At 74.7% G+C, this 15,706-nt stretch carries 14 protein-coding genes; 10 read left to right on the forward strand and 4 right to left on the reverse strand.

Going from position 1 to position 15,706, the window contains the following annotated elements; all coding sequences use genetic code 11:
* The first annotated feature begins 12 nt into the window (after positions 1–12).
* Positions 13–1,947 (forward strand): glycerophosphodiester phosphodiesterase family protein, encoded by a 1,935-nt coding sequence (locus tag ELR47_RS02090; RefSeq protein ID WP_130648384.1) that lies wholly within the window; start codon positions 13–15, stop codon positions 1,945–1,947.
* Here ELR47_RS02090 and ELR47_RS02095 read toward each other — a convergent pair.
* Complete coding sequence (locus ELR47_RS02095) at positions 1,897–2,316, reverse strand: pyridoxamine 5'-phosphate oxidase family protein (protein WP_205745397.1); 420 nt, start codon at positions 2,314–2,316, stop codon at positions 1,897–1,899. The genes ELR47_RS02090 and ELR47_RS02095 overlap by 51 nt on opposite strands.
* A gap of 160 nt (positions 2,317–2,476) precedes the next feature.
* On the opposite strand from ELR47_RS02095, the gene ELR47_RS02100 reads away from it, so the two are divergent.
* The 3 genes from ELR47_RS02100 (at position 2,477) to ELR47_RS02110 (ending at position 3,980) form a co-directional block, all read left to right on the forward strand.
* Positions 2,477–2,743, forward strand: coding sequence for a hypothetical protein (locus tag ELR47_RS02100; protein ID WP_130648385.1), 267 nt, complete (start codon positions 2,477–2,479; stop codon positions 2,741–2,743).
* A 108-nt stretch (positions 2,744–2,851) separates the two neighbouring features.
* A complete protein-coding gene (locus ELR47_RS02105; protein WP_130648386.1) occupies positions 2,852–3,688 on the forward strand; it encodes a 2-deoxy-5-keto-D-gluconate 6-phosphate aldolase domain-containing protein in 837 nt (278 codons plus the stop codon).
* 88 nt (positions 3,689–3,776) lie between these two features.
* Positions 3,777–3,980 carry a dodecin family protein gene (locus tag ELR47_RS02110; RefSeq protein ID WP_130648387.1) on the forward strand — a complete coding sequence of 68 codons (204 nt, stop codon included), beginning with the start codon at positions 3,777–3,779 and terminating at the stop codon, positions 3,978–3,980.
* Between the two features lie 61 nt (positions 3,981–4,041).
* Here the strand turns inward: ELR47_RS02110 and ELR47_RS02115 are convergent, their stop codons facing one another.
* On the reverse strand, positions 4,042–4,947 hold the full coding sequence (locus tag ELR47_RS02115; protein WP_165403794.1) for a MerR family transcriptional regulator: 906 nt from the start codon (positions 4,945–4,947) through the stop codon (positions 4,042–4,044).
* Positions 4,948–5,049: 102 nt separating this feature from the next.
* On the opposite strand from ELR47_RS02115, the gene ELR47_RS02120 reads away from it, so the two are divergent.
* Entirely contained in the window at positions 5,050–6,555 is a 1,506-nt protein-coding gene (locus ELR47_RS02120) for an aldehyde dehydrogenase family protein (RefSeq protein ID WP_130648389.1), read from the forward strand.
* Positions 6,556–7,830, forward strand: a complete 1,275-nt coding sequence (locus ELR47_RS02125) for an MFS transporter (RefSeq protein ID WP_130648390.1) — start codon at positions 6,556–6,558, stop codon at positions 7,828–7,830.
* 358 nt (positions 7,831–8,188) lie between these two features.
* Here ELR47_RS02125 and ELR47_RS02130 read toward each other — a convergent pair whose 3' ends face one another.
* Positions 8,189–8,839 carry a response regulator gene (locus tag ELR47_RS02130; RefSeq protein ID WP_130648391.1) on the reverse strand — a complete coding sequence of 217 codons (651 nt, stop codon included), beginning with the start codon at positions 8,837–8,839 and terminating at the stop codon, positions 8,189–8,191.
* Positions 8,836–10,266, reverse strand: a complete 1,431-nt coding sequence (locus ELR47_RS02135) for an ATP-binding protein (RefSeq protein ID WP_130648392.1) — start codon at positions 10,264–10,266, stop codon at positions 8,836–8,838. The genes ELR47_RS02130 and ELR47_RS02135 overlap by 4 nt, the downstream gene beginning before the upstream one ends.
* A gap of 474 nt (positions 10,267–10,740) precedes the next feature.
* On the opposite strand from ELR47_RS02135, the gene ELR47_RS02140 reads away from it, so the two are divergent.
* From ELR47_RS02140 to purD, 4 genes are all read left to right on the forward strand, one after another.
* Complete coding sequence (locus ELR47_RS02140) at positions 10,741–12,366, forward strand: PspC domain-containing protein (RefSeq protein WP_165403795.1); 1,626 nt, start codon at positions 10,741–10,743, stop codon at positions 12,364–12,366.
* Positions 12,366–12,737 carry a hypothetical protein gene (locus ELR47_RS02145; protein ID WP_130648394.1) on the forward strand — a complete coding sequence of 124 codons (372 nt, stop codon included), beginning with the start codon at positions 12,366–12,368 and terminating at the stop codon, positions 12,735–12,737. The genes ELR47_RS02140 and ELR47_RS02145 overlap by 1 nt, the downstream gene beginning before the upstream one ends.
* A 214-nt stretch (positions 12,738–12,951) precedes the next feature.
* Positions 12,952–14,262: an adenylosuccinate synthase gene (locus ELR47_RS02150; protein WP_130648395.1), complete on the forward strand. Its 1,311-nt coding sequence runs from the start codon at positions 12,952–12,954 to the stop codon at positions 14,260–14,262.
* 167 nt (positions 14,263–14,429) lie between these two features.
* Positions 14,430–15,704 (forward strand): phosphoribosylamine--glycine ligase, encoded by a 1,275-nt coding sequence (gene purD, locus ELR47_RS02155; RefSeq protein ID WP_229730439.1) that lies wholly within the window; start codon positions 14,430–14,432, stop codon positions 15,702–15,704.
* The last annotated feature ends 2 nt before the right edge of the window (positions 15,705–15,706 follow it).

Below are 15,706 nucleotides of genomic sequence, written 5' to 3' on the forward strand. Positions count from 1 at the left end.
TAGGCTCCCGGCGTGGACATCGGGGAGCGGGGCATCGCGCGCACCCGGCGACGGTTGGGCGTCGTCGGCGTGCTGCTGCTGCTCGGGATGGTGGCGGTCGCCTTCCAGGTCCCGCCGCAGGAGCGGGTCGCGGCCTTCGCCGCCGCCGACGTCAACGTGATCGCGCACTCCGGCGCCCAGGGGCACGCGCCGACCAACACGATCGCCGCGTTCGACCTCGCCCTCGAGCAGGGTGCCGACGTGCTCGAGATGGACCTGCAGGTCACCGCCGACGGCGAGGTGGTGGTGATCCACGACGGCACCGTCGACCGCACCACCGACGGCACCGGCGCGGTCGCCGAGCTGACCCTGAGCGAGGTGCAGGCGCTCGACGCCGGCTGGTACTTCACCGACACCGACGGTGGGCAGCCCTTCCGCGGGCAGGGCATCCGTATCCCGACGCTGCGCGAGGTGCTGGAGCGCTATCCCGACCACCCGCTGATCGTCGAGCTCAAGACCGACGGCGGACTCGCGATCGTCGACCCGGTCCTCGACCTGCTGCGCGCGTACGGCCGCGACGACGGCAGCGTCACGGTGGCCAGCTTCTCGACCGAGTTCCTCACGCCCGTGCGCGAACGGCTGCCCGACGTCCCCACCAACATGCCCGAGGGCGAGACGACCGGCTTCTACGTCCGGCAGCTCGTCGGGCTGCACCCGTGGTGGTCCCCGCCCGGCGAGGTGTTCCAGGTCCCGGAGTACCACGACGGCCGTCGCGTGGTCACGTCCCGGTTCGTCCGTGCCGCCGAGCGGCTGGGCGTCGACGTGCAGGTCTGGACGGTCAACGAGCCCGAGCAGATGCACCGGCTGCTCGACGCCGGCGTGCACGGGATCATGACCGACGTGCCCGACGTGCTCGTGGAGGTGCTGCGCGAACGCGCGGCCGCCGAGGCCCGCGACCCGGGCGGGTACGGCACCCAGCTGCAGCGGGCGGTGTCCCTGCAGGCGGGCCCCGAGTGGCGCAACACGCTGCTGCACGCCGTGACGTTCCTCGGCGACGAGGAGTTCTACCTGCTCGCGTTCCCGCTGCTGTACTGGGCGGTCAGCCGGCGGCTCGGGGTCCGCCTCGGCGTGATGCTGCTGGTCACCGCGAGCCTGAACTCGATCGGCAAGCTGGTCCCCACCACCCCCCGCCCGGCGTTCCTCGACCCCGCGCTCGAGCGGGTGCCGGAGTCGACCTTCGGGGTGCCCTCGGGCCACGCGCAGAACGCTGCCGCCGTGTGGGGGCTGCTCGCCGTGCTGCTGCGCCACCCGATCGCCCGGGTCGCGCTCGTCGGGCTGATCGCCGCGATCGGCTGGTCGCGCATCCACCTCGGGGCGCACTTCCTCGAGGACGTCCTGTCGGGTTGGGCGACCGGCGCCGTGCTGGTCGGGCTGTTCGTGCTGCTCGAGCCGCGGGTGCGGCGCTGGGCGGCCGCGCGCGGGCCGGTCGAATGGGTGCTGGCCGGCCTGGTCGCCTCGTGGGCGCTGATCCTGCTCGGCGTGCTGCTCTCCGCCCGGCTGCGCGGGTTCGATCCCGGCTGGCCGGGACTGCTGGACGCGTCGGTGGCGACCAGCGCCGCGGACGTGGTCACGGCGGCGGCGACGCTGGCCGGCCTGGTCGTCGGGCTGGCGCTGGTCGTGCCGCGGGGCGGGTTCGACAGCGGCGGCTCGCTGCGCCAGCGGGTGTTGCGGGTCGTGGTCGGCCTGGTCGGTGTGGTGGTGCTCTGGCAGGGGCTCGGGGCGGTGCTGCCTGGCGGTGACGACGCCCTCGCGCTGGTGCTGCGCTACGTGCGCTACCTGCTGGTCGGCGCCTGGGTCGGCGGCCTCGCGCCGCTGTTGTTCCGGCGTCTGGGCCTGGCGGACGCCGCGGCACCCGCGTCAGGTCTTGCGGAAGTCCCAGCTGTCGAGCGTGACCGGGTCGAGCCGTAGCCAGGCGTGGTGGTCGGCCGGCGGCACCGGCTCCTCGACGCCGAAGTAGCGCCTGGCGAAGCCACGACGCACCGCCTCGGGGACCTCGTCGTCGGGGACGAACGCGTGGTCGAGTCGTCCCGCGACGCCTCGGAGTTCGCCGTAGTCGCGACCGCCGTCGACCACGAAGGCGCAGCGGGTCCCGGCGCGCAGCCGCGCCGTGCGCCTGGCCCGCTCCAGGTTCCACACCCAGAACGCGCCGTCGTGCCACACGAACCACACCGGCACGACCGCCGGCCACCCCTGCGCGTCGACCGTCGCCAGCCGCAGCACCCGTTCCTCGGTGAGGAAGGCGTCGCGCTCCCCCGAGTCCATCGATCCCCGTCCCACGGCCGATTCCTTCGTCGGTGGAACCTGCATCCTTCCACGTCCGAGCCGCCGGGCACCTGCTCGCGCCGGCACCGTGCCCGGCGACGTGACCGGCCGCGGCCCGCCCGGCCGCCGGTACCCTCGCGGACCGGAACATCTCGAGCACCCGAGGGCACGCGCCGTGGTCGACTCCGCGCCTCCGTCCACCGACCGCGACCCGTTCGCGCCGGTGCAGGCCTCACCGCGGTTCGCGACGCCCCTGGCGCTGCTCGCCCTGGTGTGCGCGGTGTTGAGCGTCGTCAGCTACGCCGAGGTGTTCCTCGGGCCGCTGGGCATGGCACTCGGGCTGATCGCCCATGTCAAGGGCAGCCGACTGGGCATGCCCGCCGCGGTCGTGGCCGCCCTCGCCATGGTCGTCGGCATGTCGGTGACGTGGCTGCTGCGTTGAGGCGTCGCCGACGTCGGCGGCCCCCGTCCGGGGGTGCGGCCACCGTCACGGTCGGGCGCGGCGGGCTCACTACGCTCGGCCGCCGTCGCGACCAGGAAGCGGGTCCCCATGGAGTTCGGCTACGACCGGGCGTTGTTCGCGGTGCGACTCGAGCACCGGGGCGCCGAGGCACTCGACGCGGACGCGGCTGCCGTCGTCTGGCGGGCGGTCGGCCAGCTCGCCGCCGTCGGCAGCGACGCGGAGCCGGGCGAGCTCGCCGTCCTCGTCGACGCGGACGCGTTGGGCGGCCTGGCCGAGCGGGTCGCCGGTGAGGCGGTCGAACTGGTGCTGCCGCTGAGCAGCGACGCCGAGGACTTCCGGCTCGGGCCCGGCGACGACTTCGGCGCCTACGTGGAGCGCTTCGGACCGAGCGTCGTGCAGGTCGAGGTCCGCTGGGGCCCCGACGTCGACCCGGCCGCCAAGAAGGCACAGGCGCTCGAGCTGACCCGCCTGGCGACCTGGCTGCACGAGACCGGCCGGTCCCTGCTGCTCGACCTCGACGTCCCGGGACTCGACGGGCTCGACGCCGCCGGACGCACCGACGCCATCCTCAAGGCGGTCCGCGAGGTCCGCGAGGTCGGCATCGAGGTGGACCTGTGGGCGCTGCCCGGCCCGCGCACCGCCGACGAGGCGCAGGCCGTCGCCGAGCTCGTGCGGGACGCCGGACGCGACCGGGTCGGCGTGCTCGTCCGCGACGAATCCACCCCCGAGGGCGACCCGATGCCGTCGCTGCGGGTCGCCGGTGCGGTCGACGGCTACCGCGGTTTCGTGTTGGGGCCCTCGATCTGGTCGGATGTCGTCGCGCAGCGCCGCTCGGCGGGCCTGGACGACGACGCCGCCGCCACGGCGATCGCCGAACGGCTGCGGCGGGCGGTCACGGTGGCCCGGGGACGCGCCGGGGCGTAGCACCCGAACCGACGACGGGTCGCGTCCGCGACCCGTGAGGCGACGTGACCCTGCAGTCGGGCACGACGGAGCGAGGAGCGTTTCCGAGATGGCGGTCATCAAGACGATCGATCTGGTCGGCGTGTCCACCGAGTCCTGGCGCGACGCGGCGCACAAGGCGCTCGACGAGGCCACCAAGACCCTGCGCAACGTGGAGGGCTTCAACGTGCTCGACACGTCCGCCGTGGTCGAGGACGGCGCGATCAGCGAGTACCACACCCACGTCCGCATCAAGTTCCGCATCAGCCGCTGACACCGGTCGCGCCGGCAGCGGCCGTCGATCCGCGACCGGCGAGCGGCTGTGACCGGTCGGCTCAGACCACGTCGTCGCGCGCCCGCAGCGCCGTCTCGAGGCTGGCGGGCAGGTCGACGATCGAACCCCGGTGCACCACGGCGTTGGGCAGCCCCGTCACGTCGGCGGCCACGAAGCCGGTGCCCCCGAGCACGATTCCCGCACCCGGGAAGGACGGGCGGTCGGCCAGGAACGCCTCCGCCCGCTCCCGGAACACCGCCCCGACCAGCACGACGTCGGGGACGAGTTGCTCCGCCCCCCGCTCCATCGCGGCCGTGGGCGTGCGCGCGCCGAGGTAGTGCACCTGCCAGCCGGCGTCGGCGGCGGCCGCCGCGGCGGCCAGCAACCCGAGGTCGTGCTCCTCGGCCTCCGGGGCCGCCGCCAGCAGACTGCGGCCGGCGCCCCGGGCCGACGACCGCAGCAGTCGCTGCAGCCGGGGGCGCAACGTGTTGGTCGCGAAGTGCTCCCGCGCGATGACCCGCGGGTCGTCCTGCCACCCCTCGCCCACGCGGCGCAGCACCGGCAGGAACACCTCGTCGAGGGCGCGCGGCACCTCGAAGCGCGCGAAGACGTCGTCGACCACCGCGTCGGCGGCCAGGGCGTCGAAGCGGTCGATGGCGGCCTCGAGGCGCTCCACCAGCGACAGCGCCGCCGACCCGAAGCCGGGGACCGGTCGCAGCGGGGTGACGGTGGCGGGCTCGCGCAGGACCTCACGGGCCGCGGCGGCCGCCGACCAACCCTCGACGAGCAGCCGCTGCATGGCACGCACACGGTCGACGTCGGTGTCGCGGTAGAGCCGGTGGCCGCCCTCCGTGCGCTCGGGGGCCAGCAGTCCGTACCGACGCTCCCACGCGCGCAGCGTGGGCACGGCGACGCCGGTGCGGCGGGACACCTCACCGATGCGCAGCACGGCACGAACGTCGGGCACGAGACAACAGGTCCTGCGAGTCGACAACCGGTTCGGTCGAGGTTCGTCCCCGACCGGCGAGGTGGACGGGCGGAAGAGCGGGGTCAGGCTACGGTGCCCGCCATGGACGTCCAACCACTCTCCACGCTCACGCCCGGTCAACCGCTGGTCTTCGGCGGCGACCGTGTCACCGTCGTCCCCGAAGCGCTCGCCGAGGCGTTCGTGCCCGGTGACGCCCTGGTGGTGCTGCAGGACACCGGCGAGGTGCTGCACGTACCGGCCGGGGACCGCGCGGCGGCCGCCGCCGCGGTCGACGCGGCCGCGGCGGCCTTCGGCGCCATGGGCGACGTCGACGACAGCGCGGTCGACGCCTTCTACCGGTCGTTCGCCGATCACCTGGCCGACGACGAGCGCTACGCGCCGATCGCGGCCGCCAACGCCGCCGACGTGGCCGCCGCCCGCGAGCGGGGGCGCTCCACGACCCGGCTGGTGCTGACCGACCGGATGCGGGCCGACATGATCGCCGGTCTGCGCGCCTGGACCGACGTGCCGGGCACGCGGGGTCGCGTCCTCGAGACCTCCGAGCACGACGGGTGGACCCTCGAGCAGGTCAGCGACCGGCTCGGCGTGGTCGCGTTCGTGTTCGAGGGCCGTCCCAACGTCTTCGCCGACGCCTGCGGCGTGCTGCGGGGCGGCAACACGGTGGTGTTCCGCATCGGGTCGGACGCGCTGCGCACCGCCCGCGCCATCGTCGAGCACGCGCTGGACCCGGCGTTGACGGCCGCGGGCCTGCCGCCGGGAGCCGCCGCGCTGGTCGATGCGCCCTCGCACGCGGCCGGGTGGGCGCTGTTCGGTGACCCACGGCTCGCGCTCGCCGTGGCGCGCGGATCGGGCGAGGCCGTGCGGCAGCTGTCGGCCGTGGCCCAGCAGGCCGGCAACGACGTCTCGGCCCACGGCACCGGTGGGGCCTGGATGGTCGCCACCGCAGCCGCCGATGCCGACCGCTTCACCGCGGCGGTACGGGCCTCGCTGGACCGCAAGGTCTGCAACACCCTCAACGTCTGCTGCGTCGTGCGCGAGCGCGCCGACGAACTGGTGCCGGCGTTCCTCGCCGCGCTCGACGCCGCCGCCGAGGCGCGCGGGACCGCGGCCAAGCTGCACGTGCTGCCCACCGCCCGCGCGCACGTGCCGGCCGAGCGGTTCTCCACCGTCGTGCCGATCGCCCGCGCCGGCGGGGAGGTCGACGAGCCGCAGGCCGAGCTGCTCGACGAGGACCGGCTCGGCGACGAGTGGGAGTGGGAGGACAGTCCCGAGGTGACCCTCGCCGTCGTGGACGACCTCGACGACGCGCTGCGGCTGTTCAACGCCCACAGTCCCCGGTTCGTGCTCTCGGTGCTCTCCGAGGATCCGGCCGACCTCGAGCGGGCCTGGCAGCTCGCCGAGGCGCCCTACCTCGGCACGGGCTTCACCCGCTGGGTGGACGGGCAGTACGCGCTGGGGACCCCGGAGCTCGGCCTGTCCAACTGGGAGCGCGGCCGCCTGTTCGGTCGCAGCGGGATCCTGTCCGGGGCGGCGATCGCCACCGTGCGGACCCGGGTCGTGCAGCACGACCCGGACGTGCACCGCTAGGTGGACGACGACCGTCGCCGGACCCGGGCGCGCCAGCTCGGCTGGTTGGCTGGCACGGCCGTCTTCGTCACGGCCCTGAACCTGCGGCCCGCCGCCAGCAGCTTCGGCGCGTTGCTGCCGGCCCTGCGCCAGGACATCGGCATGCCCTCGGCGTTGGCCGGCGTCGTGACGAGCCTGCCACCGGTCTGCTTCGGGGTGTTCGGGCTGCTGGTCGGCCGGTGGGCGAGGCGGCGTGACACGGCCCTGGTGCTGGTCGCGGCGATGCTGGTGACCTCGGTCAGCCTGCTCGCCCGGGTGCTGGTGGACGACCCGCTGCTGGTGCTGTGGTGGACCGTCCCGGCGCTGGGCGGCATGGGCGTGGGCAACGTGCTGCTGCCGGTGGCGGTGAAGCGGTGGTTCCCGCGCCACGTCGGTCGGGCCACCGGGCTGTACTCGATGGCGCTGGCGCTGGGCACGGCGGCGGCGGCCGCCGCGTCGGTCCCGGTGGCGGAGGCGTTCGGGAGTTGGCGGGTGGGGCTGGGCGTGTGGGCGCTGCCGCCGCTGTTCGCCGTACCGGTGTGGCTGCTGGCCCGGCGTCGCAGTGCGGACGACGCGCCGGGTGGTCGGGTCCCCTCGCGCGCGGGGTCCGCCGGCGCCGCCGCGGTCGATGCCCCGGACGATCCGGTGCGCGACGAGGGTGCCGGGGCACGGTGGTCGCCGGCCGCCGCCCGGGTCCACCGGCATCCGCGGGCCTGGGCGCTGGCCGGCTACTTCGGCCTGCAGAGCCTCGCGGCCTACGTGGTGATGGGCTGGCTGCCGTCGATCTACCAGGACGCCGGCGTCGACCCGACCACGGCAGGGCTGCTGCTCGCGTGGGTGATGGTCCTCGGCGCACCGGTGAGCGTGGTGATGCCCGAACTCGCCGCCCGCCGCGAGGACCAGCGCGTCTTCGTCGTCGGTCTGAGCCTGTTGGCCCTTGCCGCCCTGGTCGGTCTGCTGCTGGTGCCGACGGTGCTGCCGGCGCTGTGGGCGACCCTGCTCGGCATCGGCATGGGCGCCTTCCCCCTGGCACTGGTGCTGATCGGGCTGCGGGCGCGCTCGGCGGAGGGCACGGCGCGACTGTCGGCACTCAGCCAGGGTGTGGGCTACCTCATCGCGGCCGGCGGTCCGTTCGCGATCGGCCTGCTGCACGACGCGACCGGATCGTGGACGCCACCGTTGCTGGTGCTGATCGGCCTGCAGCTCCCGCAGCTGCTGCTCGGCCTCGTCGTCGCCCGCCCCGGCACCGTCGACTGACCCCCGCCGCCCGCCCTGGCACCGTCGGCCGACCCCCCGCCGCCAGCCCTGGCACCGTCGGCTGACCCCCCGCCGCCAGCCTCGGCACCGTCGGCTGCCCCCGCCGCCCGCCCCGGCTCGTCCACGCGTGACGTCTTCGCGCGGCCCGGATCCGCATCCGTGGAGTCGTGGAACGAATGGGATGATCCACGGCTCCACGCATGGCGTCTTCGCGCGGCCCGGATCCGCATCCGTGGAGTCGTGGAGCGAGTGAGCTCTTCCACGGCTCCACGGGATGGCGCGAGGAACCGCCGACGCCGAGGCATCACGCGTTCGCACCCGTCGTGAGCAACCGCCGGGAACCCGCGGCCGAGCCGTCTCAGAGCAGGTCGCGACCGGCGGCCCAGGCGGTGAGCTCGTGGCGGTTGGACAGCTGGAGCTTGCGCAGCACGGCGGAGACGTGGGTCTCGACGGTCTTGACGGAGATGTAGAGCCGGCTCGCGACCTCCTTGTAGGTGTAACCGCGGGCGATGTGGCGCAGGACCTCCTTCTCGCGGGTGGTGAGCTGGTCGAGTTCGGGGTCCTCGCTGCTCACGCCGGGCGGCAGTTCACCGGCGAAGGCGTCCAGCACGAAGCCGGCCAGCCGGGGCGAGAACACCGCGTCGCCCTGGTGGATGCGCCCGATGGCGTTGACGAGGTCGTCGGGGGAGATGGTCTTGGTGACGTAGCCGCGCGCGCCGGCGCGGATCACGGCGATGACGTCCTCGGCGGCGTCGGAGACCGACAGGGCGAGGAAGCGGACGTCGGGCGTGGTCTCGTGGACGGCCTGGAGCACGGCCCGGCCGCCCCCGCCGGGCATGTGGACGTCGAGCAGCACCACGTCCGGCTTGGTCTGACGGATGCCCTGGATGGCGGTGTCGACGTCGCCGGCGTCACCGACGATGGTGACGTGGGGGCCGAGCTCGGCGCGCACGCCGGCGCGGAACAGCCGGTGGTCGTCGACGAGGAAGACGCGGATGGCGCGGGTCATGCCTGCTGCTCCGGTGACGGGTGGTGGTGCGGGGAGGCGGGGCGGGGGCGGGGGACGCACAGCTCGATCTCGGTGCCCTCGCCGGGGCGGGACCAGACCCGTCCGTGCCCGCCGTGGCGGTCGAGCCGGCCGATGATCGAGTCGCGCACGCCACGCCGGTCGTCGGGGACGCGGCCCAGTTCGAAGCCGGCGCCCCGGTCACGGACGAACGCGGTGACCTGGTCGCGTTCCACCTCGACGTAGACGGAGGCGGTGGGGACGCCGGCGTGCTTGGCGACGTTCACGCAGGCTTCGCGCATCGCGGCGAGCAGGGCCCGGACGCGCTCGTCGATCGGGGCGTCGCCGACGACCACGACGTCGACCTGCAGGTCGTGGACGGCCTCGACCTCCTCGACGATCTGGTCGACGGCGGCAGCGAGGTCGGCGGGCTCGTCGAGGGCGGCACGTTGGCCGTCACGTTGGCCGTCGCGCTGGCCGTAGAGCCAGCCGCGCAGCTCGCGTTCCTGGCGGCGGGCGAGCGCGACCATGCGGCGCGGCTGGTCGGCGCTGCGTTGGATCAGGGCAAGGGTCTGCAGCACGGAGTCGTGCAGGTGCGCGGCGAGTTCGGCGCGCTCCTCCTGTCGGATCCGCTCGCGGCGCTCGAGGCCGAGCTGGTCGACCAGGCGCCACAGCCACGGGCCGAACAGCAACGCCAGGCCGCCGAGCGCGGCGAGGACGGCGAACCCGAGGTCGGAGAGGGCACCGAGGCCGTCCTGGGCGGCGAGGAAGCCGGCCACCGCACCGGCGACGAGCAGGGAACCGATCAGCAGCCGCACCGGTGAGGCCGGACCGGCGGTGACGCTGACCAGGGCGTGGCCGCCGGGGATCCGACCACCGAGGCGCGCCCAGCGGCTGCGGTCGGCGTCGTCACCGCGGGTCCACACGATCGCGGAGCCGACCGCCGCGAGCGTCACCGGGAGGACCAGCGCGTCACCGAACCACAGACCCAGCGAGCGCAGCAGGAACAGCACGCCGAGCGTGATCAGCCCGAGTGCGGTCGCCTGCTGGAGGGTGGCGGGGCGTCGGGCGTCGACCGGTCCGGTGGCGGCGACGGAGGTGAAGGCCCACAGCACGCCGTAGAGCAGGACCCCGGTGCCGCCGGCGAGGCTCAGCACGACGAAGGCGATCCGGATCAGGACCGGGTCGACGCCCAGCCGTGCGCCGAGGCCGGCCGCGACACCGCCGATGACCCGGCCGCGGCCGATGACGCCGTCGAGCGTGGTCGCGTCCGGACGCCGGCCGGTCGGTGGGCCGTACGGCGGCGGGGGCGGCGGCCGCCGGTCACCGACGGTGCCGGCCGCCGGCGGTCGCGTGTCCGACCCGTTCGAGGGCGGTACGGCCGCGACGTCGCTCGTGCCCGTCGCCGGGTCCGTCCCCCTCGCGGGCATCGCGACGTCCGCCCCGTCCGCCGGCATCGCGACGTCCGCCCCGTCCGCGGGCGCCGCGACGTCCGCCCCACGCGGGGGCGGCGACGGGCGGTGGGCACGTTCGTCGATGGGGACACCTCGGGGACCGAGCCACCAGCGTCGCACACGTGCACCCCGAGCGGCACGGTGGCCTGCCCCGGTCCGTGAGCGGGCTCTCAGGGTCGGGCCAGGGTGCTCCCCGATGGTCGGCGGCGCCGCGGAGGCGCAACGTGGGGTCGTTGGTTGCCGTCCCCGGCCGTGGGACGACCCCGGCCCCGGTGGTCTCCGCCGGCTGCCGGGGCCCACCCCGGCCCCGATCCGACGAGTGTCGCCGTGTCCTACGTCCCGCCTCCCTCCTCCGGCCCGCCCTGGTCGTCGCGACCGGGTCCGGGTGCAGGGTCTGCCGGCCCCGGGAGCGCCGGTCCCGCCGGTCCCGGCGGTGCGCCACCGCGTCCGGTGCTGCGCCGTCGTCGGGAGGGCAAGCTCCTCGCCGGCGTGCTCGCCGGCGTCGCGGACCACCTCCGACTCGACGTGGCGGTGGTGCGCATCCTGTTCGTCGTGCTCGTGCTGGTCACGCAGGGGCTGTTCCTGCTCGCCTACGTGCTGGCCTGGATCTTCGTGCCGGAGGAGAGCCCGGCCGAGGCGGCCGCTCCGCGTGCCCCCCGCCGGGACGATCTCGGCGGTCGGGACCCGTTGTTCTGGGTCGGCATCGGCACGCTGATCGTCGGCGCGGTGTGGCTGCTCGACGGTCCCTTCGACCGTCCTGGCCTGCTGCGCATCGGTGCGGACCGCTCGGTGATGGTCCCGCTGGTGCTGATCGCCTTCGGCATCGCCCTGTGGCGCAACGCCGACCGCCCGGCCGAGCCCCGCCCCCCGACCGCGTACGGCCCGTCCGGTCCGGCGCCGTACCCGAGCGCCCCGACGGCTCCGTCGCCGGGTGCGGGGTCCGCCGGCGGCTGGTCCGCGGCCGCCGCGCCCAACGTTCCGACCGTCCCGGGTTCACCCGTTCCGGCACCTCCGGAGGCCACCATGAGCAACGACGACCCGACGCGCACCGACACGGTCCGCCTCGATCGCCCCGGCGGGCTCCCGCGCGGCGGCCCGGGCAGCACCCAGGTGCTGCCACCCCCACACGGTTGGCAACCGCCGCCGCCCGGGTGGGGGCCACCTCCGCAGGGTCCACCGCCGTCCGCGCCGGGGGGTGCCGGGGGCGGGGGAGCGTCCTGGACACCGCCGCCGGTGCCCCCGCGACGCAATCCGCTGACGCGGATCACCCTCGGGGCAGCCGTGCTGACCGTCGGGGTGCTGTGGTTGCTGACCGTGGCCGACGTGCTCGCGCTCGGTCCGGGGCAGATCGCCTCCGCCGCGCTGCTCGTCCTCGGTCTCGGGCTGCTGGTCGGCAGCATGATCGGCCGCTCCCGGGGCCTGATCGTCGCCGGTCTGGTCCTGCTGCCGGTCGTGCTGCTGTTGCAGTTGGTGCAGCCGTCCCTCGCCGGCATGGAGGCCGGGGGACCGTCCGTCGGTCAGCGCTTCGAGTCCCCGGCGGAGCTCGATGCGCTCCGCGACAGCTACCAGCTCGGCGCGGGGGAGCTCCGCCTCGACCTCTCGGGCATCGAGTTCACCGAGGACCGCGACGTCGCGGTGCAGGTCGGGTTCGGGACCGTGCAGGTCCTGGTCCCGGAGGACGTGAGCGTCGAGGTGGTGGCCCGGTTGGGGGCGGGCGAGGCGCGGTTGATCGACCTGCGCTCGGACGGCGTCGGCATCGACCGCGAGGTCGTCGACGAGGTCGACGGCAGCGAGCATCTCCTGCGCGTCGAGGTCGAGGTGGGGCTCGGCCAGGTGTTCGTCGACCGGCTGCCGGTCGACGGACAGGCTCCCCCAGACGGCTTCGACGACGAGTCCGCCACGGGGGAGCGCCGGTCCGAGGACGCCTCCTCCGACGGCGCCTGGTCGGAGGAGTACCGGTCCGACGAGTCCTGGCCCGAGCAGCTCCCGACCGAGGAGCTCCCGACCGACGAGTTCCCGACCGACGACCTCGACGACCTCGACGGCACGACCTTCGACGCGGGAACGGAGTCCTGATGCGTACCCACCGTTTCGACCTGCTCGCCTTCGTCTTCGGCGCGATGTTCGCCGCCGTCGGGGTGCTCGGCGTGACCGGCCTCGCGCTGCTCACGCTCGCGGACCTGCGGTGGCTGGCGCCCGGGGTGCTCGTCCTGCTCGGACTCGTGCTGGTCGTGTCCGCCGCCCGGCGCGACGAGCGTGGCGGTGCGCACGCGGCGGTCACGGACACCGAGCCGGGCGACGGTCCCGCGGCGCCCGACCGCGCCGACCCGGACGCCGACCCGGACGCCGACCCGGACGCGGCACGGACGGGCACAACCGCCACGGCGTTGCGCGAGCGCCGTCCCGATCGGCGCGAGGACGGCGCCGACGAGCGCGACCCACGTTGACGCGGCCCGGGGCCGGTCCGAGTACCGGGCCGGCCAGCGCCGTCCGGCCCCGCGACCCCCAGCGGGTGCCCGGGCTGAGCACGGCCGCCGATCCGGCCGGTAGGATCCCGACACGGTGGTCCGCCAGTTCCTGGCATCCCCGGTGTGGGGTCCGGCCGCCGGAGTCGTGCCGGAAGGCAGCGCGCTCCGCCACTTTCGTGTGAAGGACGACAGCGTGCCTGCGACGATCATCGTCGGCGCCCAGTGGGGCGACGAGGGCAAGGGCAAGGCCACCGACCTGCTCGCCGACACGACCGACCTGGTCGTGCGCTACCAGGGTGGCAACAACGCCGGCCACACCGTCATCGTCGGCGACCAGGTGTTCAAGCTGCACCTGATCCCGAGCGGGATCCTCTACCCGCACGTCACGCCGGTCATCGGCGACGGCGTGGTGGTCGACCCCGAGGTCATGCTCGAGGAGCTCGACGGGCTCGAGGCCCGCGGCCTCGACGCGTTCGCCCGGGTGAAGATCTCCGGCAACGCCCACGTGATCATGCCCTACCACCGCGAGCTCGACCTGCTCACCGAACGGCGGCTGGGCAAGGCGAAGCTGGGCACCACCAAGCGCGGCATCGGCCCCGCCTACGCCGACAAGGCCGCCCGCATCGGTCTGCGCTTCCAGGACCTGTTCGACGAGAAGATCTTCCGGCAGAAGCTGGAGGCCGCGCTCGAGCACAAGAACGAGCAGCTGGCCAAGATCTACAACCGTCTGCCGATGAACGCCGACGAGATCGCCGAGGAGTACCTCGGCTACGCCGAGCGGCTGCGGGGCACGCTGACCGACACGACCGACCTCATCCACACCTCGCTCGAGGCCGGCCGGCACATCATCCTCGAGGGCGCGCAGGGCACGCTGCTCGACCTCGACCACGGCACCTACCCGTTCGTCACGTCCTCGAACCCGGTCGCGGGCGGCGCGCTGACCGGTGCCGGGCTCGGACCGCGACACGTCGACCGCGTCATCGGGATCACCAAGGCGTACGTGACCCGGGTCGGCGCGGGCCCGTTCCCGACCGAGCTGTTCGACGAGGTCGGTGAGCGCATGACCGACGTCGGCGGCGAGTACGGCACCACCACCGGACGTCGGCGCCGCGTGGGCTGGTTCGACGCGGTCCTGGCCCGCTACGCCAACCGCGTCAACGGGTTCACCGACATCTTCCTGACCAAGCTCGACGTGCTCAGCGAGTTCGAGACGTTGAAGGTCGCCACGGCCTACCGCCACGACGGCGAGGAGTTCCACAACTTCCCGCCGCACCAGTCGATCTTCCACCACGCCGAGCCGGTGTGGACCGACGTTCCCGGCTGGGGGACCGACATCTCCGAGGTCACCCGCTACGACGACCTGCCCCGGGAGGCCCGGGACTACGTCGACCTGCTCGAGGAGCAGGCGGAGACACCCATCACCTGGGTGTCGGTCGGGCCGAAGCGTTCGCAGACGCTGATCCGCCGCGACGTGCCGCTGGTTCCGCCCGCCGCCGGTTCCTGACCTGCGGTGGCGAGCCGCCTCCCTGGCGTGCACCGTGCCGCTCCGGGAGACACGCATCCGGACGGGCGGCTCCGATCCCGACGCTGCGGAGGGCCGCGGCCTGTGGACGGGCGGCCGACGCGGCGCGCGTAGGCTCTCCCCGGTCGTGGACGTCGAGGCGAGGCACGTTGTTGGGCAGGCGGGTGCTGGTGGTCGGTGGCGGCGGGCGTGAGCACGCGCTCGGGTGGCGGCTGGCCACCTCGCCGTCGGTCGACGTCGTCGAGTCCGCGCCGGGCAACCCCGGCCTGGCCGAGCTCGGCCCGGTGCACGACATCGACCCGGCCGACCCCGTCGCTGTCGCCACGCTCGCCGAGGAACGGCGGATCGACCTGGTCGTCGTCGGTCCGGAGGCACCGCTGGTCGCGGGCGTGGTCGACCACCTGCAGCAGCGCGACGTCCCCGCGTTCGGACCGGTCGCCGCCGGCGCCCGGATCGAGGGCTCCAAGGCGTTCGCCAAGGAGATCATGGTCGCCGCCGGCGCTCCGACCGCCGGCTACGTCGCGACCGCCGACCGCGACCAGGCCCAGGCCGCGCTCGAACGCTTCGCCCCGCCCTACGTGATCAAGGCCGACGGGCTGGCCGCCGGCAAGGGCGTGCGCATCTGCACCGACCTCGACGAGGCCCGCGAGGCGGTCGACGACGCGCTGGTGCGCCGCATCTTCGGTGAGGCCGGCGCGAACCTCGTGGTCGAGGAGTTCCTCGACGGCCCGGAACGGTCGCTGTTCGGTGTCTGTGACGGCGCCGACGTGGTGCTGCTCTCCCCGGCGCAGGACTACAAGCGTGCCCTCGACGGAGACGAGGGGCGCAACACCGGTGGCATGGGCGCCTTCACGCCCGTCCCGGGCTTCGCGCTCGAGGACGTCGAGCGGCTGCGCGAGCTGGTGTTCCTGCCGGTGCTGCGCGAGTTGGCCGACCGCGGCACCCCCTACCGCGGGCTGCTGTACGCGGGCCTGGTCGACACGGCGACCGGCCCACGGCTGCTCGAGTTCAACGCCCGGTTCGGCGACCCGGAGACGCAGGTGATCCTGCCGCGGCTCGCGAGCGATCTCGGCGACCTGCTCGCCGCGTCGGCCACCGGGTCGGTCCGCGAGCTCGACGTCGGCTGGCACGACGCGGCCGTGGTCACGGTGGTCCTGGCCAGCGGCGGCTATCCGGGCACGTACCCGACCGGCGTGCCGATCACCGGGGTCGAGGAGGCCGACGCGCTCGACGGTGTCCAGGTCTTCCACGCGGGCACCCGACGCGACGCGGACGGTCGGCTGGTGACCGCCGGGGGGCGCGTGCTGAACGTGACCGCCCGCGGCACGTCGGTCGCCGACGCCCGTGCCCGCGCGTACGACGCGGTCGGCCGGATCACCTTCGACGGCATGCACCACCGCGCCGACATCGCCGCCGGCGGCTGACC

This window comes from Egicoccus halophilus (assembly GCF_004300825.1).
Taxonomy (GTDB): Bacteria; Actinomycetota; Nitriliruptoria; order Nitriliruptorales; family Nitriliruptoraceae; genus Egicoccus; species Egicoccus halophilus.